General features: G+C 52.3%; 17 protein-coding genes. 6 read left to right on the forward strand and 11 right to left on the reverse strand.

Annotated elements, in window-relative coordinates:
- Positions 1-12 precede the first annotated feature (12 nt).
- Positions 13-282, forward strand: a complete 270-nt coding sequence (locus tag ACEW81_RS01250; protein WP_373531143.1) for a hypothetical protein — start codon at positions 13-15, stop codon at positions 280-282.
- Here ACEW81_RS01250 and ACEW81_RS01255 read toward each other — a convergent pair.
- The 4 genes from ACEW81_RS01255 to ACEW81_RS01270 all read right to left on the reverse strand — a co-directional run bounded on the left by ACEW81_RS01255 (position 279) and on the right by ACEW81_RS01270 (position 5286).
- The gene (locus ACEW81_RS01255) at positions 279-1682 is read right to left on the reverse strand and encodes a caspase family protein (RefSeq protein WP_373531144.1); all 1404 of its coding nucleotides are present in this window, start codon (positions 1680-1682) and stop codon (positions 279-281) included. The two genes, ACEW81_RS01250 and ACEW81_RS01255, sit on opposite strands and share 4 nt — an antisense overlap.
- A 286-nt stretch (positions 1683-1968) precedes the next feature.
- The gene (locus ACEW81_RS01260) at positions 1969-3480 is read right to left on the reverse strand and encodes an SDR family oxidoreductase (RefSeq protein WP_373531145.1); all 1512 of its coding nucleotides are present in this window, start codon (positions 3478-3480) and stop codon (positions 1969-1971) included.
- 69 nt (positions 3481-3549) lie between these two features.
- Positions 3550-3948, reverse strand: a complete 399-nt coding sequence (locus tag ACEW81_RS01265) for a sirohydrochlorin chelatase (protein WP_373531146.1) — start codon at positions 3946-3948, stop codon at positions 3550-3552.
- A gap of 69 nt (positions 3949-4017) precedes the next feature.
- On the reverse strand, positions 4018-5286 hold the full coding sequence (locus tag ACEW81_RS01270; RefSeq protein WP_373531147.1) for an NAD(P)/FAD-dependent oxidoreductase: 1269 nt from the start codon (positions 5284-5286) through the stop codon (positions 4018-4020).
- Between the two features lie 381 nt (positions 5287-5667).
- Between ACEW81_RS01270 and ACEW81_RS01275 the strand changes: the two genes are divergently transcribed.
- Together ACEW81_RS01275 and ACEW81_RS01280 are read left to right on the forward strand one after the other, a co-directional pair.
- Complete coding sequence (locus tag ACEW81_RS01275; protein ID WP_373531148.1) at positions 5668-6360, forward strand: TetR/AcrR family transcriptional regulator; 693 nt, start codon at positions 5668-5670, stop codon at positions 6358-6360.
- A complete protein-coding gene (locus ACEW81_RS01280; RefSeq protein ID WP_373531149.1) occupies positions 6360-7808 on the forward strand; it encodes a cryptochrome/photolyase family protein in 1449 nt (482 codons plus the stop codon). Before ACEW81_RS01275 ends, ACEW81_RS01280 begins: the two co-directional genes overlap by 1 nt.
- A gap of 127 nt (positions 7809-7935) precedes the next feature.
- Here ACEW81_RS01280 and ACEW81_RS01285 read toward each other — a convergent pair whose 3' ends face one another.
- On the reverse strand, positions 7936-9687 hold the full coding sequence (locus ACEW81_RS01285) for a GIY-YIG nuclease family protein (protein WP_373531150.1): 1752 nt from the start codon (positions 9685-9687) through the stop codon (positions 7936-7938).
- 314 nt (positions 9688-10001) lie between these two features.
- On the opposite strand from ACEW81_RS01285, the gene msrA reads away from it, so the two are divergent.
- The gene (msrA, locus tag ACEW81_RS01290; protein ID WP_373531151.1) at positions 10002-10472 is read left to right on the forward strand and encodes a peptide-methionine (S)-S-oxide reductase MsrA; all 471 of its coding nucleotides are present in this window, start codon (positions 10002-10004) and stop codon (positions 10470-10472) included.
- A 187-nt stretch (positions 10473-10659) separates the two neighbouring features.
- Here msrA and ACEW81_RS01295 read toward each other — a convergent pair whose 3' ends face one another.
- The 4 genes from ACEW81_RS01295 to ACEW81_RS01310 form a co-directional block, all read right to left on the reverse strand.
- Entirely contained in the window at positions 10660-11511 is an 852-nt protein-coding gene (locus ACEW81_RS01295) for a hypothetical protein (protein WP_373531152.1), read from the reverse strand.
- 371 nt (positions 11512-11882) lie between these two features.
- The gene (locus ACEW81_RS01300) at positions 11883-12299 is read right to left on the reverse strand and encodes a hypothetical protein (RefSeq protein WP_373531153.1); all 417 of its coding nucleotides are present in this window, start codon (positions 12297-12299) and stop codon (positions 11883-11885) included.
- A gap of 229 nt (positions 12300-12528) precedes the next feature.
- On the reverse strand, positions 12529-12984 hold the full coding sequence (locus tag ACEW81_RS01305) for a hypothetical protein (RefSeq protein WP_373531154.1): 456 nt from the start codon (positions 12982-12984) through the stop codon (positions 12529-12531).
- A gap of 90 nt (positions 12985-13074) precedes the next feature.
- Entirely contained in the window at positions 13075-14448 is a 1374-nt protein-coding gene (locus ACEW81_RS01310) for a hypothetical protein (protein ID WP_373531155.1), read from the reverse strand.
- Positions 14449-14639: 191 nt separating this feature from the next.
- On the opposite strand from ACEW81_RS01310, the gene ACEW81_RS01315 reads away from it, so the two are divergent.
- Both ACEW81_RS01315 and ACEW81_RS01320 read left to right on the forward strand, forming a co-directional pair.
- Entirely contained in the window at positions 14640-15845 is a 1206-nt protein-coding gene (locus ACEW81_RS01315; protein WP_373531156.1) for a sensor histidine kinase, read from the forward strand.
- The gene (locus tag ACEW81_RS01320) at positions 15842-16492 is read left to right on the forward strand and encodes a response regulator (RefSeq protein WP_373531157.1); all 651 of its coding nucleotides are present in this window, start codon (positions 15842-15844) and stop codon (positions 16490-16492) included. The genes ACEW81_RS01315 and ACEW81_RS01320 overlap by 4 nt, the downstream gene beginning before the upstream one ends.
- 143 nt (positions 16493-16635) lie before the next feature.
- On the opposite strand, the gene ACEW81_RS01325 is transcribed toward ACEW81_RS01320, so the two are convergent.
- Positions 16636-17802, reverse strand: coding sequence for an HAD hydrolase family protein (locus ACEW81_RS01325; protein WP_373531158.1), 1167 nt, complete (start codon positions 17800-17802; stop codon positions 16636-16638).
- A 264-nt stretch (positions 17803-18066) separates the two neighbouring features.
- Positions 18067-20019, reverse strand: coding sequence for a molecular chaperone HtpG (htpG, locus tag ACEW81_RS01330; RefSeq protein WP_373531159.1), 1953 nt, complete (start codon positions 20017-20019; stop codon positions 18067-18069).
- Between the last annotated feature and the right edge of the window lie 78 nt (positions 20020-20097).

Genomic DNA, 20097 nt, shown 5'->3' on the forward strand with positions numbered 1-20097 from the left:
AAGAGGACTATCATGAGAGTACAACCCATTAACGCCCGCATGCCAGTGCATCAGGCATCACCTCTGCAACCCACCCCCCAAAGCCAACGGGTTGCCCCTACTTCATCACTAAATCCCATTACCCAACCCGAAACACTCGGACTTCAAAAACTTGGAAAAACAGACGTGCCATTTGGCCTGACCACCATTTCGTTTGGCCAGCTCAACCAAGCGCCCAAAGTTGCCTCCGCCTTCACCCGGCCCAATCCCAGTTTGGGCCATCGGCTGGATTATTACGCCTAAGGTGTTATGCCTGTAGCCAAAGGAGCCACTGGCTGCACAGGGGTCGAGGATAAACGCACATGCGGCAACGGATTGGCGCAATGGCGGGCAAAGGAGAACGCCTGAGCGATGCGCTCGGTGTGAGATAAGTCTGTCTGGGTGCGGGCATGCTGGTTTTCCCGGCGGGCGGTAGGGTCGCTTTCCAGGGCGTAGCTGGTGTACATGGACACTTCCTTCAGGTTCAAATCGGGGCGGGCCATAAATTGCACCAGATACTTGGTGTAAAGCCCCTCGTTTCGCTCCTGAATAGCGGGCATTTTGGGCCGGGAAGCGTATTCAATCCAGGTGTTGGCCAAACCGGGACCGGGTTCGGTTTCCCACTGCTTTAAGGCCGGTTTTCCAGAGCGGAAGGCGGTGCCTCCGTTCATCAGGGGGGTGCGGCAGGCATCCAGAAAAATCATGTTAAAGTAACTGCCCGCACCCTTTAATTCTCTCAGCAGGTAATCCACCGACACCGAATTTTCCTCAAACCCCGGTTGCATACTGCCGCTGTATTCCACGGGAATCAGGTAATTATTGCCGTTTACCGAGCCGCCATGGCCGGAATAATAAACCATGGAAACCGCGCCCGGATTTTCCCGCAGCTTGCTGGTAAACTGGCTGACCCGAGCCTTCATGGCGGGCCCGCTCAAGTTATGGCCCTGAATCACATAAAATCCCTGTCGGCGCAGCAGGCTGGAAATGCTGTTGGCATCCTGAATGGGGCCGCCCTGTAAATCGTTTTCCCCGCCCACATAGTCATCGTTGGCCAGCACCAGCGCCACACGGGGCGGGCAAAAAGGAAGCCCCAGACTGGTAGGACTCTTTAGCCTCTGTAGCTGAATGACCCGGCCCTTATCCTGTAGGGATTGGGCATGTAAGCCCATATCGGAGTACAATTCTGCCCGGTTCTCATAGGCGGCGCTGTTCATGGGGTTAATGCGAACCGCTTGCCCATAATCGTTCAGGGCCAGTTGATAATCCTGTGCGGCCACTTCCGGCTGGCCCATTTTTTTGGCGAAATCGCCCAGATACACCCACAGGTTTCCCCGGTTCAAGTAGGCGTTATAAAAATGGGGATTCATGGCAATGGCGGTACTGTAATCGGCAATGGCCCCCACATAATCTTTTTGGCCCGCCTTGGCCACCCCCCGTTTGTTCAAAACATGAATATCGGTGGGGTTCAGTTGCAGGTAAGCGTTAAAGGCCTGAATGGCCTGTCCAAACTGGCTGGCCTTGTATAAATTTTCACCCAAATCAAAATAATAACGAGACGGGCCACTTTGAGCGGCCTGAGGCGCAAAACGATCGAAAGACGGAGACGGGAAATACAGAGACGAGGGGGCCGCATAAACGGGCGCCCCGTACCGCCCCAGCACCATGGGCCTGTAAGCCCCCGGCGGCCTGGGAGTGGGGTAAACCGGATTGTAAACGGTGGTATTCAGCGAGAAACCCTTTTTGTATGCAGACTTTATGGAATGGGTTGATTTCGTTTAGAAATCCGTGTGCCTATTGATTTTATAAAACAGAGCGCCCCTCTATTTTGCCCAAAAAACAGCAGAAGTTTAATGGGTTTTGTTTTCCAAATCGGGTTTCAGGCTATTTAACCCCTGTTTTTCATAAAAAATGGGGCGATTTTCGGAAAAAGAAGCTTGAAGGCAATCGGCCTCAGTCCATGCGAACTGGTCCCTTTATAATGGGATGATGGGAGGCTTTGGCAATGCCTCGCAACATGCCATTAAAAATCAGGTCGTGCAAGGGGGCCACCGCATACCAGTAAAGCAAACCACTCAGCCCCCGAGGGGCGAACCATGCGGTTTGGGCCAGTTCCAGCCGACCATTTTCCAGGGGAGTAATATTAAACTCCAGCACGGCCAAACCCGGTACCTTCATTTCCGCCAGCAAGCGCAGGCGTTGGGGGGCATCCACGTTCAGCACCCGCCAAAAATCAAGGGCATCCCCCGGATAAACCCGCTCCGGGTGCCGCCGTCCCCGGTGGCTGCCCACCCCGCCAAACAGCTTGTCCAGCAATCCACGCAGCGCCCAGAGCCAATCGCCGTAATACCAGCCGGTTTGTCCCCCAATGCGTACAATGGCATGCCACAAATCCTCAACGGAACCCTCCACCTCAATCAGGCGATGATCCTTGAAAATAGTGCCGCCCGCCCAATCGGGATCACCGGGGTAGCGGGTTTCTACCGGCGGAAGAAATCCGGCATCCGTCCAGTGACTTTCCACGTTTTGGCCCAAAATATTGTCCAGGGCCAGTCGAATGGCGTCTCGGGTGCTTAATAATTCCTGAGGAATAATATCCAGAATCCGGCTTTCCGCACAGACCACCGGATTGCGAAGCCCTTCGGCCAGCGGGCGGGCAATGCTGGCGGATACCGGGGTCACCAGATTAATCCAGTACGAGCTGAGCTTGGGGGTGAAAAACGGAATGGGAATAATCCAGCGCCGCCCCAGCCCCGCCTCATCGGAGTAAATTTCCATCAACTCTCGATAGGTCAGAATATCGTGTCCCCCAATATCATAGGTCTGTCCGGTGGTTTCCGGGTGTTGCAGACAGCCCAGCAAATAGTTCAGCACATTGCGAATGGCAATGGGCTGACAAGGGGTAGAGAGCCATTTGGGGGTAATCATCACTGGCAAGCGATCCACCAGATAGCGCAAAATTTCAAACGACGCACTGCCGGAACCAATAATCATGGCCGCCCGCAACACGGTAACCGGCACCCCACCGGTTGTTAAAATACGGGCCACTTCGGTGCGGGATTTCAAATGCTCGCTTAAATCGGCGTCATCTTCCCCCAGCCCGCTGAGATAAATAATGCGCTCCAGACCCACCTGCTCGGCCACTTGCACCATGTTGTGGGCGGCCAGCCGATCGGTTTCCGCAAAATCCTTGGTGGTGGGGTCCATGGAATGCACCAGATAATAAACCGCATGGCAGCCTTCCGCCGCTTTTTGCAAAGAAGCCACGTTGGTCACATCAACGGAACATAACTCCACATTGGGATCCGAGGCCCAGTTTCGGCTTTTGAGTTTTTGGGTGGAACGGCTGGCGGCCCGCACCCGATAGCCCGCTTGCAGCAAGCGAGGCACCAAGCGCCCCCCCACATACCCGGTGGCTCCCAGTACCAGAATTGTAGTCCGGCTCATCCGTTCATTCGGTTCCATGCAAGTCTCCTGATTTCAACACTGGTTACAACAGGGCTAGGGAGGGAAGGCAGAAGTCAGAGAGGCGATTCAGACTGGCCGACTCATCTGACCGCTCAAACTTTCCTGCATAACGGTTAAAAAGGCGTCCATTACCACCGGATGCTCTCCAGCCGGGGGCAAAACCTGCACCTCTAGACCCTCAAAGGCGGTCATGGCCTGATCCGCCAAGCGGGGAATATCCTGACTGACATGCCCCCCGGCGGACATAAACAACGGCAATACCGTAAGCTTTCGAATGCCTTCATTATACGCCTGTTCCGATACATCCAGTAAGGACGGCGAACACATTTCCATATAGGCCAAATCCAGTGAGGCATCCCCAAATTGCTGGCGGGCCAGACTTAGCAAACGCAAAAAGGTATCCTGCCAGCGGGGATCACGGCTGCCATGCGCCAGCAAAACCAGACGGGAAGTAGCTTGAGTCATGATTCGGAACTCCTTGTTAGATTTTAAGGTCAAATTGCCTGGGTCAAATCCCGTTAAGATCAATGCTGATCAGGTGGTCAGCGCCGGTGCTTTCAACGCCTCTAAAATAGCGTTGGCCGCCCGCCGCCCGGTGGCCATGGCCCCGTTGATGGACGGGGTATCCAGATAATCGCCGCAACTAAACAGGCCCGGAGCCAGTTGCACCGGTTGAGGGGTCAGCGTGTTGGGCGGTACCGTAAAGCGAGGCAAGGCCCGACGAATGGGGTAAGCCTTCAAAAAGCGCCATTCATCCACGCTATCGCCAAACCACACCCGCAATTCCTCAATCACCGCTTTCACCAGCGGCTCTGGCTGCAAGCTGTTTTCCAGTACCGATACCGAAATTAAATGCTGACCCTCAGGCGCATAGGAAGGGGCCACCAAACTGGGCACGCACAAATTGTTCACCAGCTGGCCCGATACCCCGTTCAGCGCCAGAATGGGCAAATCCAAAGGCGCTGTTTGGGCCGCAAAATAAAGGCAATGGGCCTGATTAAACGATCGGGGAGTCGTTTGAGGCAGTAAACTGAGCGCATCCAGCGCATCGGTGGCCACTAAAACACACTTGGCTTGAACCAGTTCTCCAGTTTCCAGCCTTACCCCATCCGGCTGAACGCTGGATACCCGGCGGTTCAGAAAAATGGCGTCTTCCGGTAAGCCTTCAGCCAATTGGCGGGGAATGGCCCCCATGCCCTCAGCCGGTAACACCACATCGCCGGTGGAAAACATGCGAAACACGAACTCAAAAAAGCGGCTGGAAGTGGCCAAATCCGGCTCCAGAAAAATGCCGCCCAGGAAGGGCCGGAAAAACACATCCACCATCCCCTCCGAAAAGCCAAACGCTTTTAAATACTCACGGGTGGTGGTTTCTGGAGAAGTCCAGTAAGCGTCAGCAGGCTGGGTAATCAGTTTTTGACGCAGCTCGGCCACTTTCAGCTTGTCCTTCAAGGTGCCAATTTTGTTGTACACGCTTTGCAGCCCATCCACCGGATGTCGCCAAGGGTCGGCCACTTTCTGAAAGTCGTGGCCGGTCCAGATCAGGGAGCCATTGTAAAAAGGCTTCAAGGCCAAAAAATTGTAGTTGAGCAAAGCCCGAGCTTCCGGATAGGCCGATAAAAGCACCTGAAACCCGTGATCCAGTAAAAACCCTTCGTGCTGATCGGTTTTAACCCGTCCGCCCACCGAATCCGAGGCTTCTAGCACCAAGCAGGAAAATCCTTGCTCAAAAATCAGGCGCGCCGCGGTTAATCCGGCCAGTCCGGCGCCAATGATCAAAACGTCATATGGGGTTTGAGACATGCCCACCTCTTTAAAAAAACCTTATAAAAGAAAAGACCACACGATTGTGTGATCAAAGAGTTCTCGTCGTATTATCCAGGATTTTGTATAAAGAGTCAGTTGTTAAGTTGACTATTGCGTTAGTACCAGAATGAAAAATGGTTGGCTTGAAAAACATTGGCTTATAAACCTGTATACCGAAAGGTATAAAAGAATAATAGATCCGTTTCAGAAAAAGTCAAGCCGAGCTTCTGGTTTTTATTGACTACGCCAGCATTGGGGGGCCAGGCTGGACCTACCGTATGGTATGATCAATAGATTCCATTACCTGAATGCGCCTTGGAATGCCACGCAAATTCCTCTTGCGGCCTTCCGGGCCTCGCCAACTGAGCCTATTGACCCATGACCCCCCAACCCCCTGATCCCAAAGCCACCACCGGCAAACCCAGACCTGTGGATGCCCGTGGCGAAATCCTGCACCACGCCAAAATCCTGTTTCGGGAAAAAGGCTTCAGCTCGGTTTCCATGAACGATTTGGTGAATGTGGTGGGGCTTACCAAGCCCACCATTTATTATCACTTTACGGACAAGGAAACCCTGTTTAGCGAAGTGCTGGTGGAAATGATGCGCCACGGCAGCGAAATGCTGGTGGCCGGTGTAAAGCGCTGCAAGGGCTGCCGGGAAAAGCTGTACAAAATGGCGGAAGGGTATTTTCGGTTTTCGCCCACCTCATTAAGCACCATGGTGCGTGATTCCAGCCAGCACTTAACTGAGGCGCACCTTAAAAAAGTAATGGAAGCCCACCAGTTTTACTTGCTAAAACCGGTGGAAAGCATTTTTGAGGAGGGCATTCAGGCAGGCGAAATCAAAGCCACCGAAGATCCCCAAAAACTGGCTTTTTACTTTGTGAGCTGGATTGATACCATGACCACCTTAAAAGCCGCCTACGAGGGTCGATCCTTTGAAACACGGAAAAACGCCGAAACCATGGTAAATATTTTCCTGCACGGGGTAGCCCCGCCAGTCTCTAACGGTGGGCTGTCGCCCTCAGGCACTAACGGCGGATTGGCCCAATCCCCAGAAGAGACAGCCTGATGTCCGTGAAAAGCGTTCTGGTCTGGTTTCGACAAGATTTACGGCTGGCCGATAACCCCGCCTTACAGGCCGCCGAAAAAACCACCCTACCCGTGATTCCCGTTTATATTTGGGACACCGAGGCCGAAGGCAACTGGGCCATTGGGGCCGCCGATCGGGTCTGGTTTCACCATTCGTTACAATCGCTGGCCCAAGGGCTGCAAGCCCTGCAATCGCAGCTCATCATTCAGGCGGGCCACACCGGCACTCACTTACTGGCGCTGGCCCAGCAAAGCAAAGCCACCCAAATTCACTGCAACGCCCGCTACGAGCCGCAGGCCATTCTGCAACAGCAGGCCCTGCAAAGCCTGCTGGCCAGCCAAGGAGTTGAACTGGTCATTCATGAAGGCGGCACCCTGCTTTGGGAGCCCCATAGCATTGAAACCGGAAGTAAAAAACCATATCAGGTGTACACCCCGTTTTTTAAACGGTGTCTGGAATCGATTCCGTCGCTGGAGCCGTTACCCAGCCCCCAGCATCTTAAAGCGCCGAGCCAGTGGCCAGAGAGCCTTAAACTGGAACAATTGAACCTGCTGCCTGCCATCCCATGGGATCGGGAAATGCGGGCCTTTTGGCAACCGGGGGAACCACAGGCCCATGAGTTGCTGGCCACTTTTATGGCCCACAAGCAAAAAAACTACGGCACCGCCCGAGACATCCCGTCGGTGGATGGAACCTCCCGCCTGTCGGCTTATTTGCGGCACGGGGAAATCTCACCCCGCCAAATCTGGCATGCCATCACGGAGGCTGAGGATAAAGCGGGCGGCAAGGATTATTTGCGGGAAATTGCATGGCGAGAATTTGCCTACCATGTGTTGTTTCATTTTCCGCACACCACCGATAGCGCCCTAAAGTCCAAGTTTAACGATTTGCCCTGGACCCTGAATGCCGAATATTTTGAGCGCTGGACGCAAGGGCAAACCGGCTACCCCATTATTGATGCCGGTATGCGGCAACTCTGGCGCATTGGCTGGATGCACAACCGGGTGCGTATGATTGTGGGTTCTTTTTTAACCAAGGATTTAATGATTTCCTGGCACGATGGGGCCCGCTGGTTTTGGGACACGCTGGTGGACGCCGATTTGGCCCAAAACAGCCTGAACTGGCAATGGGTGGGCGGTTGTGGGGCCGATGCCCAGCCCTTTTTCCGTATTTTCAACCCCATGACCCAAAGCAAAAAGTTTGATCCTGAAGGCCGCTATATTCGCCAATGGGTACCGGAACTGGCCCAATTGCCCGCCCAGTATATTCACGAGCCTTGGGAGGCCCCCCCGCTGGTTTTGCTCAACGCTGGCATTCAACTGGGCAAAACCTACCCCCACCCCATCGTGGACCACGCCACGGCCCGCAATCACGCCTTAAAGCTGTATAAAAGCATGGCAGACCCTGCGGCCACCCCCACCGCTTAACCTCCGGCCTCCCACGTAAGCATCTCCAGCGACGGCCTTTGGATTGGCAAAGCGACGCAACATTTACCCCAATTTAGCAAGACGCAACAAGGTCGCTTTGCTGCTTCTTAAACCTTCTTGCCCCTTTTTACCCGTGCTGTTCCCGTTCCCAGTCCCAGGCTTCTTCGGCGGCATTCAATTCAAACTGATGGCGCATGGCAGGGCTAATGGCCAGCAACAGTTCATTAAACACCATGCGGGCTGATTTATCGGCAAACGCAATCACCGCCCCTTCATGCTCGGAGCGTTTCTCCAGCCACTGGGCAATCAGGCGGGATTCTTCATAGAGAGATTTGGGAATGGGCTGACCCGCAGCGGCCGTGTGCGAGTCCAGCGCATCGAGCGCCTGCTGAATCCAGAGGATCATGGCATCCCAGTCCAGCAGAACAGGATCAATGGTTTTCCACTGATGGGGCTGCCCCTGCAACACGCTAAGCAGGCGGAAGCATCCGGGCTCTTGCGCGGGCAGCACAATCAGGCAATGGCGCAGGGTGACCGCCTGAATGAGCCGATAACTGGTTTGCCGAAAGCGCCCCAATAATTCCAGTTGTTCCTGAATCAGGGCGGCCTTTTCAAAGCGCAACGCCTCCACATAAGCCTCTCGCTTGGCGGTCAGTCCATCCAGGGCGTTGCAGGGCTGCTGGGCCAAAAAGCGCAGGAAATCGGCCACCCGCTCCTGATAGTCAGCCTCATTGATTTTTCCGGCACAGGGGCCACTACACAACCCCAACTGATACTGCATGCACGGGCTGGCCCGATGCGCCTCAAACTTGCGATCCGAGCAATCCCGCAACTGAAAACTACGGTTCAATACTTCCAGCCTGTTTTTTAGAGAAGACAGCCCGTGAAAGGGGCCAAAATAGGCCAGTTCAGGATTGTCGCTATCCTCGCTCAGGCTTAGGCGGGGAAACCGGGCGTTGACGGACACGGCCATAAACACCATTTGCTGATAATCTTTAACTTTTTGATTAAAAAACGGCTGATGCTGTTTAATGAGGCGAGATTCCAGAATCAGGGCCTCCAGCTCTGAGCCCACCACCATCACCTCAATCTGGGTCACCTGGCGCATCATCACCGCAATTTTGGAGGGCAAACGGGATTGCTTCTGAAAATAGCTTCTCAGTCGCACTTTCAAATTTTTGGCCTTACCCACATATAAAATTTCGCCCATCCGGTTTTTCATTAAATACACACCGGGCTGGGCCGGGTAATCCTTCAAGCGATTGCGATCAAAGGGCAACTCATTTCGGGTGCGATACACCCGCACCGGCACACCGGGACAAAAATCCAGCAGTTGGGCAAATTGGGTAACCCCTTGCTTGCCCAGCAAATCCAGCAGCTTTAAAAACACTTTGGCCCCAATAATGGCGGCATTTTCAGTGCGAGCCAGCCCATCGGTTTCCAGGCCCCAGTGGGCGGCCCAATGGTTCAGCCCATGGCGGGGCAAATCGGGCAATAATTTTTGGGCCAGATTGAGCAGAAAAAACTGGCGATCCCGTGGCTGAGTGAGCTTGAAATAGCGGTGAACGGCGTTGGTTGTTCCGGGCGGATTGGCCCACAAAATCACATCCCGCTCCACAAAGGCGGCCAGCTCCGGCAAAACGGATTCCAGCGGCGGGCATTCCCGCAAGCTTTGGGTATAAATGCCGGTTTTGCGGGTAAATTCCTCAGGCAAGGCATGGGGTGGGCTGAATCGCATATGCAACGTTTCGGCGATGCGAGCGTCTCGAATTTTAACGCAAGCCAGTTCCACCACGTCCGAGTTGGACTGAAGATCGTTGACCGTTTTTACGCAGATCAACGTAAACCGAATATCGGACAAAGGGGCTATGGGGGGCATAAAACTCTCTGGGGTGGACAGCCGTAAGCGGAAACGCCCGCCTGAAACCATAAAAAGTCAACACTTCCAGACTCCCGTCCAGTATCCCGGCTGACTTTTCTGATTTGTAACGGGCTTGTTATATTCTAGCATCCGATGGCCTCCCTCGTCGCCCCCCAACCTAAAAGAAACAGGTGATCACCGGCAGGCGATCAGGGTACAATAAGTCTGCCGGAACCGGCGCCCCAAGCTTTTTAAAGTGCCTCCTTAATAAATAAAAAGAAAACTTTAAAAACCCAAAATCAGCGTTAAAACACCCAAAAGGAGATTCCACCATGAGCGAGAAAGCAACATTTGCCGCTGGCTGCTTCTGGGGCATTGAAGATGCCTTTGCGCAGCAAACCGGGGTTATTTCCACCCAGGTGGGCTACACCGGCGGACATACCGAAAACCCCGTTTATCGGGAAGTGTGCGACGGAAACACCGGGCATGCCGAAGCGGTGCTGGTTGAATTCGATCCCGCCCAAATTTCCTATGCAGACTTGCTTAACCTGTTTTGGCGATTGCATGATCCCACCACCCTGAACCGTCAGGGGCCGGATGTGGGCAGTCAGTACCATTCGGCCATTTACTACCACACCGATCAGCAACAGGCCGAAGCCACCGCCGCCAAAGCGGATTTGAACCAGTCTGGCAAATTGCCCCGGCCAGTGGTGACCGAAATCACCCCGGCGGCTCATTTTTACCCGGCAGAAGAGTACCACCAGAAATACAACCAAAAACATGGCCGCCACTGCGCCATTTAAACCCTGATTGGTTCAATCCCAATTTGATAAACACGAATTTGGCCCGTCCAAATCTCAGTTTTTCATTTTTTGGGTTGCCGTTTTCTTGCTGTTTTAATGTCGCTGGGCAAAAAAAAGCCTGTCCCTTGGGGGGAACAGGCAGGCAATTGTCTAGTCAGTTTGCGTTGTGGTTTAGGGGGAGAGAAAATTACTGAAACTGTTTCAGATAGTTGGCAATGGTATCTTTTTGAAAGCCGGTTAACCGGGCCAGTTGGGTGGCCACGGTATCGGCGTTGGCTTGCAAATATCCCCGAAGCGATCCGCTGTTTTTGGCATACAGTTCAGCCCCGTATTTCAGCACGCTAGACAACACTCCCGCATCCAGCATGTGCCGAATATTATCCGGGGTCAGCTGGGCTTCCAGCAGTTTAATGGCCGGTTCGGGCAACGATTTGGCGGCCACCCCCAGCACCGTGGTTTTCAGAATATTCACGCACCAGTCGGACTTGGCGAAAGTCAATAAACCTTGTCCGCCTTTGCTACTGAACCAGCTGGCCACCGTTTCCGGCTTGATGCCCAACGACTGAAGCGTCTCAAAGCCTTGTTTCAAGCTGGGAAAAACCTTCGATCCCGTCGCTTGTGACGCGCTTTCGGCAGATGCTTTGGAAAGCGTCTCGCTGACTTGGCCCACCGCTTTGCCGACAACGGCTTCTGTCAAATTTTCGGCCAGGGTTTTGCCAACTCCGCTCAGCAGCCGCTTGCCCACCCAGTACAAGCCCACCGATACACCCGCCCCCACCAGCAGTTTTTTAAGCCACGACTTTTTGGGAGACGCCGCCGAATTGATAGCCGGAGGTTGCCCCCACACACTGGCGGACTGATACCCAAAGGCATCAGGAGGCGTGGACCACGAGGGATAAGCGGCGTTGCCGTTGCCAAACACCAACTGCCCCCCGTTGGACCCGACAGAAGCCGCTGGCTGGTAAGAGGCCTGTAAGTGGCGCAAGCATTCATTCAGAGCGGTTTGGTACTGTGTGTTGGAAGCGTAATATTGAGCCATCGAACCAATCCTTATGAGTGCTTACCTGTGTGCTTACAAAAAAAGTGGGGTACACTTTAAAATGCTTGTGTAGGTATTAAGAAAAACTAAAACGCCTTTGTGTTGGCCAAATTACCTATTTCGTATAGGTAATTTCTCCCAGATTGAGCCAGATGAGGATTGATTGGGATTGATTAAGGGCGTTGCCAGCGTGCCCTTCCCCCGAGCTGGTCCGCAAAAAAATCAAACGCAAAAAATAAAACCCCAAAAAATCAAACAAGCCCAATCCCTTATTTAAGGATTGAACCTGTTTGATGAACCGGTTTGATTGTGAAGGCCTAAACCCAAACAGCGGTCGGTGGGGAAGTTCTTCCCCCTAGAACCCGCCAGCCTTAGGCCACCTGATTCAGGTTTTGACCCACGGTTTCCGCTTGCAAGGCTGCTTCCAGCTTGCTGGCCTGAGCCAGTGCTTGCAAGGCCGACAGATTGGCCCCTTTGGCGCTATAGGCCGCGCCGCCGCTGGTGTGGAAATCGGCCAGTTGGGCCAACTGCTTGGCCTTTTGCAAGTAAACAATATCACCACCGCCTGCGGCAAAAAACAGTTGAGCCAGGGCTTGCTCGGCCAAGGCGCTTGCGTTTTGGGCCGTTTGTTCTTCCGTAAGTTGTTCCGGGGTGATTGGTTCCGGGGTGTTTTTTTCGGGCTGAAGCGAGGCGGACTTCTTTTTCTCTTGCGCTTGGGCCGACTTGGCCCCAAATTGGGGATTAAGAGCCGATTTGGGTTGATTGAAACTGGTTGCGGTAATGGTCATAATCAATGCCTTTTTCAATGCGGGGGAGGGAACAAAACGTTCATTGCTGAACTGTGTTTATATCAACGAATGCCCCGGTGGTTTTTGACTGCGCCAAATCTCCCAGATTCATAGGTCATTTGTCTCATCTTCAAAAAAATCACGTCCAAACCCCATTAAAAAACCCCCGCTAATATAATATAGCGAGGGTTTTTGATGTTTTAAGCTTATTGGCTTTGATTTCAGGGCCTTAACCAAACCATCCGCTGATCCAGTTTTTGGCTTTGCCCACAATACCCGTAGCCTCAGGCAAAGCGTTGGGGGCTTTGCCCAATAACCGTTCCGCCTGAACGAAAATTTCCTGGCCATAATGCCCCAGCGTTTGACCCGCCCGAGTAGCGGCGGCCGACTGAAAGGGCTTTTGAATCAATTCAGGCGTATAAGCAAGCACCGTTTGAGCGGCATTGGGAAAGTAGCGTTTCAAAGCGATTCCGCCCAGCAAAACCCCGCCTGCCACGGCGGTTCCTTTCAGCAAGGTTTTGAAAAAACCGGATTTTTTCTGGGGCGGCTCACCAAGGGCCAACAAATCCTGAGTGGTGAGGATTGAGCCGTAACGACCCGGAATGACCTGAAAAGGAGCAGGACGCCTTCCCCCATTCAAGGGAGGCTGGGGGGCGTAAAAACCGGATTGAATGGTATTGGGCATAATTCATTCACCTATACAAGTTAGTGGCGTTGAAGTGATTGGTAGGCATATAAAAACCAAATGGCTCAAGTCTGTGCTGGGAGTTTTCCCCTATTTCCGCAAGATTTCGGGGGAATACCAGTTCTGCTCGGATACAGCATCAAAAAACTCACCCACGGATGCGGGAGCGGTTCCGGAGAGCTCACTGGATGGCTTCTGGAACATTTTTAGAAAACGGCCAACTAGCGGAAGTGTTTGGGCGTATTCGTGTATGGCATTCTTACCAATGGCTGAACCCTCATTAAAAATATTGGCCTTTTGCTCTTCGCTGACCATCGCCCACAGTTTATCTAACAGTTCGCTGACATTGCCGGTTTCACGACTCTTGGCCAACGCAGCTGACAACTTTTGGGGAAATAAGACATTTAAAAAGCCTTTTAATTTTTCAGGCGAAATATTGTTAATGGCATCGCCCAGTATTTTGCCGTAATCCAAAGGCTCGCCGGACATCGCCTTGCTCAGGATGACCTCCATTTGCTGAGGACTGATGCGGTTGATCACCTCGGCAAGATATTGAGGCGACGTCATTCTTTCCAGATCCAGACCCATTGCCTTTCCAAGCTCTTTGGCCGCCTGGGTATCTTTTTCGGCAAACGTTTGCCAAATTTCAGCAAAGCCGTTACCGCCCTCTCGGGCTGCTTCAGCGGCTTTTTCAGCGGCCTTTTGAGAGGCGACCTTGGCTGCTTTAGCTTCATTCTGCAAGGTTTCTGCGGACTTAAACCAGTTTTTAAATCTTTGCCAACCGCTTTGACTCGTAGAAGAACCTGAGGCATCCACTGGCTGAGTGTAAACCTGATGGGCGTTTTTGGCCCGTTGTAAAATGGGGCCGGGTTTTTTCCATTCTTTAATGGCACGGGCGGCTTTGGAAGCGCCCTTAGGGCCAATACTTCTGGCCAGCTCCACAAAACCGGGATAAAACATCCACATTAAACCCACCACCGTGCCAGCGGTGGCAAAAACACCGGTAACAACAGCGCTGGTAATCAACAAAAACTTTTTAATATTCTTTTTGGTGCTGGCCGGATCTTTAACAGCGGGTAAAGCGTAAAAGTGATTTTGAACCTGGGGTCTGGGCATTGGAGAAGCAGGACTGGCATTGCCCAAAGCCGGGGAGCCAAAGGGGGCAAAAGCGGCATTGGCCGCGGCAGGCAAAACCGGCGAAGGACGGTTCAACAACTGGGCCGGTAAAGGCAAGGCGGGTAAAGGCGTCAAGGGCTGATTCAAGGGCCGGGCCAAAGACTGATTCAAAGGACGGCTCAAGGGACGGGTCAAGGGCTGAGCAGGTGGCGCACCGTAGGCAGGCATGGCATTGTAAGGGGGCCCATAGGCCTGCTGTCCAAATGCAGGGGCAGTCGCCGCTTTACGGGACCGAAAGGCGGTGCTGGGCTGATTGTAAAACTGATTGGCGTTGAATGGGTATGCCATATCCCTAAAGCCTCTGGTTGGAGAACGGGGTGATGAGGGACTATTCCGGTGAGTTGCCTATATAAAAGAAGAACATCCATTTTTGTGCTACCGCCATCATAGGAAAAATTGCCTATTTAAAAAAAACGCCCTCCCGGTTTAGATCGAGTATGGAAAATATAATTGCGTTATTTAAAGGAAGATCCTTCCGTATGACCGCCCCGGTGCCTTTGCCCGAAAAGCATGTCATGCTGCCCGTGGCCCTGTTTTTTATCATTGGCGGATCGCTGGCCTATATTGATAACCAGCTAAAACTGAACACCCTGCTGCTGGAAAGCGTACATGCCACGGTGGTAACCACCATTTACCTTTTTTGCCTGTACTACGGCAAAAAATATCCCCATATTCGGCACTTTGGCTGGAACAGCATTTTATGGGGCATGGGCTTACTGATGCTCGGCACCTGGATGGACATTCTGGATGATCCCCCCCAGCTTTGCGCCTTGGGGCAAATCAACATTCCGCTGGGGCCAAGCTGGCAACATGCTTTTTTGAAAAAAACCTTTGGCTATACCATTGGCATTGGGCTGTTTGCCTACGGATTTTTCCAGTGGATTCCGTGGATGGTGAAAACCAGAACCGACATTAACAGCCTGAACCAGAGGCTAAGCAGCACCAACAAAAATTTGAATCAGGCCCTGATGAGTCTGGATGAGCATGTGGAATCGGAACGGGTCAATATTTCCAGAGAATTACACGATGACGTGGCCCAGCAACTGACCTATGTGAATATCCAGTTGCAACTGCTCCGCAAGGATATGGAATCCGGCGATGCGCTTCGCATTCAAAACACGGAGGGCAAGCTCAGCGAAATCAGCGCCAATATTTCAGAAGCCCTGAAAAGCGTCCGCCAAATCAGCGGCGACTTACGGCCCGAATCGCTCTATTCTCTGGGGTTAATTCCGGCGCTGGAGCATTTTATGGAAAAACTGCAACACCAAACCAGCAGCACCACCCTTGTGTTTGAATTCCTGCCGCTGCCGGGGTACATCAACGCCACGCGCATTGAAAAATGGGTGAACGATCAACAGTTATTGCACCTGTTCCGGGTCATTCAGGAAGGCACCCGGAACGCCCTGAAACACGCCAAGGCCAGCACCATTAAAGTCACCATTGCAGAACAGGAAATCACCGGCACCGGTCAGGCTACCCCGGTTTTGCAGTTGTCCATTCGCATTGAGGACAACGGTTGTGGCTTGCCATGGCCGCAGATTCCCCCGGATGAAACATTGATTCAGCAAGGCCACTTGGGTATTGTGGGGTTAAAAGAACGGGTCAAAGCCCTCTCTGGCGTATTCCATTTAAGCAACCGTTCCAACGGCCCCGGCGCCATTCTGGAGATTCAAATTCAATCATGAACCATCAACTCGACCCTTCCCCCATTCAGGTTTTACTGGTGGATGATCACCCCATTTTGCGGCAAGGCATGCGCCAGTTGCTGGAAACACACGGCGGCTTGCACGTCTGTGGTGAGGCGGGCGACGGGGAAAACGCGGTGGTTCAGGCATTGGCCCACAAACCCGATATTATTTTAATGGATATCAACCTGCCTAAAATCAGCGGTTACGAATCCAGCCGGGCCATTATGACCGCATGGCCAGAGGCCAAAATTATTATCCTGAGCAATCAGGATGATCCGCATGTGATGAAAAAATGCCTGGATCTGCCGGTGAAGGGGTTTTTATTAAAAGACATCCAGATTGAAGTGCTGGTGGAAGCCATTCGCAAAGTGCGTAGCGGAGAACCGCTGGCCTTGTCAGAAGAGCTGGCTCAAAAACTGAAGAAAAAAGAGCGCAACGCCAATGGCCATTTACGAGAAGCCTTAACCGAGCGGGAACGGGAAGTCTTGCAGGCATTAAGCAAAGGCTACACCAATCAAAAACTGGCCGATTTATTGGTGGTTAGCCCCAAAACGGTGCAAAATCATTTGTACAGCATCTATCATAAAATTGGGGTCAGCAGCCGGTCTGAAGCCATTTTGTGGGCCATTGAAGCCCAATTATAAACAGGCTTTTCAAACCGCTTTTTATCAAAAAGAAAAACCGACCGCCCGATTCAGTGGGCAGCCGGTGGTATTCATTTTCCCTCTCCGTTCAGATCTTTTTCGTTCAGATTTTTTGGATTTTGAAGTGTGGTAAAAACAAGGGCTTAAGCGGTGGCATCCAGACGCTGACCGTTGCCTCCCGTGGTTTTCAAGTGGTCTTTCACCTTTGCAAACTGCTTTTTTAAGCCTTCATCCAGCTGGTTCCAGCCCACGGATTCCAGGTTGGGTGGCGGGTTTTGGCGCAAGGCGGCCATGACCTTGGGGTGCGATCCCACTAAAACAGGATAGTTCGGAACCCCTTCCAAAGTGTGGCTGCTCAACAAGGCGATATCATTGGTGTTATCGCCAGCGGAAATAACCGCTTGCGGCTTTTGCTCAAAGCGGGTGGCCAGCAAGTGCCGCACCAGAGAAGCTTTATTGGTATTTTCCGGCCCCAGGTGAATATGGCAGCCTTCCGAGGATTGGCTGTTATAAAACATCACGGTAGGCCATTGCGGCTTTAAGCGGGCTTGCAAGTGATCAATCAGAAATTCAGAATAGTTGGCAATGTCTGGCTCGGTGACATCCGGCTGGGTGGAGGCCACTTCAAAATAGGTTTGATCCGGGCAAATGCGAATCACCCAGTCCCCGGATTTGGGATGCTTGGGAGACATGGGCTTTTGAAAGGCAAAGTATTCTCCATTCGGGTTAAACCGATTTTTTTCACCCGGTTTGGCCGCCAGTTGAAAGCCCAAATCCGTTTGCAAGGTGTCTCGAATATCTTGCAACACCTGAGTGGCAGACCACCCACCCAGCACCGCTTTCCAGTGCGGATCCTGATCCGATCGACTGAGTGACTGAAGCCAGGATTGACTGTCGTTTTTTGGGTGGGCGTTTTTGTCTAGCGAGGCGGAACGCAAATACAGTTGCTGGCCATCATTCAGGCCCAAGGCATCAATGGGCAAATCCCGCAAAATAGGGGCCAGGCGTTTCACCGCCGATAAACTGCGCCCGGTGTTCAAAATCACAAAACTCTGATTTCTAAAATCCGGACTTCCCAGTGTTTTGCGGTAACGGGTTAAAGCAACCTCATCATACTCAGGCTCTTTCAACCAGGGAATTAAAGTGCTATCAATATCCAGAGAAGTAAGAACCGGCTTTTGCGCTAAAAATTTCTGAGCCGATCCAGAAATTTTTAAAGTTGGGGGGCTGAACCGACGAGGGGCTACGCTTTGAGGGGACGGGGTTTTTGCGGAAACCGGCGCGCCCCAAAAACTGGAAAATCCAAGCATTGCAATGGCTCCTTCATATGGACATTGTTTGGTTTAAAAAGTACTCACAACAGGCCAAACATTTATTATTTTTTTCGGCCTTTAAAAACCCACTTTGAATTGATGCGCTCACTATACAACGCTGAATGTGAAAACCGGATGACAAACCCGGACTTTGTTTCAAGTTCCGCAACATAGACAGCATCCGACCTCTATGCAAAACGCCGACTCTGTTTCCAGAACCGGCGTTTTTAAGGGTTTAAAATAATCGCTTACAAAAACGAATTAAATGGCTTTTACCAATAAATCCGTCATCAACTTGCTGAACTTGGCGGGTTCCGGCAACGGACTGCCTTCGGCCAGCAACGCTTGCCCGTATAGCAAATAGCTATAATCGGCCAGCGCCGGTTCCTGCTGATTGGCCGCAAACAAGGCCTGCAATTTCTGGTTGAGGGGATGGTTGGGGTTGATTTCCAAAATCCGCTTGCTCTCCGGTACCGGCTGATTCATGGACTTCAGCAATTGCTCCATCTGCGGGGATAAATCCGAGGGGTTGCCCACCAGACAGGAAGGCGATTCGGTCAAGCGGCTGGAGAGGCGAACCTCTTTTACATACTCGCTCAACTGGCCTTTCATGGCTCCCAGCAAATCGCCGTAAGTTTTGCCTTTTTCTTCCAGCGCTTGCTCGGCCTGTTTTTTCTCTTCCTCGGTGCCAAGTTCCACGGTGCCTTTGCCTACGGATTGCAAATCAAATTCACCAAATTTATAAACGGACTGGGTCCATACCTCATCCACCGGATCGGTGAGTAGCAAAACCTCGTAACCCTTATCCCGGAAGGCTTCCAGGTGCGGGGAGTTCTCAATGGTTTTGCGATCCTCGCCACTGGCGAAATAAATTTTATCCTGTCCCGGCTTCATGCGAGAGACATAATCCTTCAGGGTGGTCAGCTCGGTAGGCGAATGGGTAGAACTCAGTTGCAACAAGCCCAGCAAGGCTTCCTGATTTTCGCGATCCTCGTACAAGCCTTCCTTCAAAACCCGGCCAAACTCACCCCAAAATTGCAGGTATTGGGCCGAATTGGCAGTGGCCATGTTTTCCAGGGTGCCCAGCACCTTTTTAACCAAGCGGTTGCGGATGGCCCGAATCTGGCGGTTTTGCTGCAAAATTTCACGGGAAATATTAAGGCTGAGATCTTCAGAATCCACCACGCCTTTAATAAAGCGCAGGTAATCGGGCATCAGCTCTTTGCAGTCATCCATAATGAAGACCCGCTTGACGTAAAGCTGAACGCCTCGTTTGCCTTCCCGGTAATACAAGTCCTGTGGCGCTTTTTCTGGAATGTACAGCAGCGCTCTGGCCTCAAAGGTGCCTTCCATCTTCATGCGGAACCAGCTCATCGGCTCATGCCAATCGTGAGAAATATGCTTGTAAAACTCTTTGTACTCGTCTTCGCTCACTTCATTTTCGGGGCGAATCCAGATGGCTTTCATGGAGTTCAGGGTTTCCCGCTTTACGCTGGTTTTGGCGGAACCCTCAACCACTTTGCCCGCCTCATCCCGATCGTAATCGGTATGGGTGACATCCATTTGAATGGGGTAGTTCACGAAATCGGAATACTTTTTAACAATGGATTTGATGGACCATTCGCTGGTGTAGTCGTGTAAGCCGTCTTCGCTGTCTTCCTGCTTGAGGTGCAAGGTAATGGAAGTACCGTGGCTAGCCCGTTCTACCGGCTCAATGGTGTAGGTGCCATCTCCGGCGGATTGCCAGCGGGTGCCATGTTCCTCGCCCGCCTTGCGGGTTTCCAGAGTCACTTGATCGGCCACCATAAAGGTGGAATAAAAACCCACCCCAAATTGCCCAATCAGCTCTGGAGAGACTTCCCCGTGCTGCTGCTTGCGCTCTTTTAAAGCGCCCATAAACTCACGGGTGCCGGATTTGGCGATGGTGCCAATCAGGTTAACCACATCCTCACGGGACATGCCGATGCCGTTGTCTTCAATGGTCAGGGTTTGGGTTTGCGGGTTGGGAATTAATAAAATGCAAGGCTCATCCACCTTGGGTAAATCCGGGTTGGTCAGCGCTTCAAACTTCAGCTTGTCAATGGCGTCTGAGGCGTTGGAAATCAGCTCCCGCAAGAAAATATCCTTGTTGGAGTAGATGGCGTGGATCATGAGATCCAGCAATTCCTTGGTTTCCGTCTGGAATGAATGACGTTCAATGGTGGGGGTGGTCATGGGGGACACAGGCTCCTTTTTTACAAACCGCTTTTGTGGCAATTAAATCTGCCCCCATTATAGGCTGAGTTTTGGCCA

Origin of the sequence: Vampirovibrio sp. (assembly GCF_041737375.1) — a bacterium.
GTDB lineage: Bacteria > Cyanobacteriota > Vampirovibrionia > Vampirovibrionales > Vampirovibrionaceae > Vampirovibrio.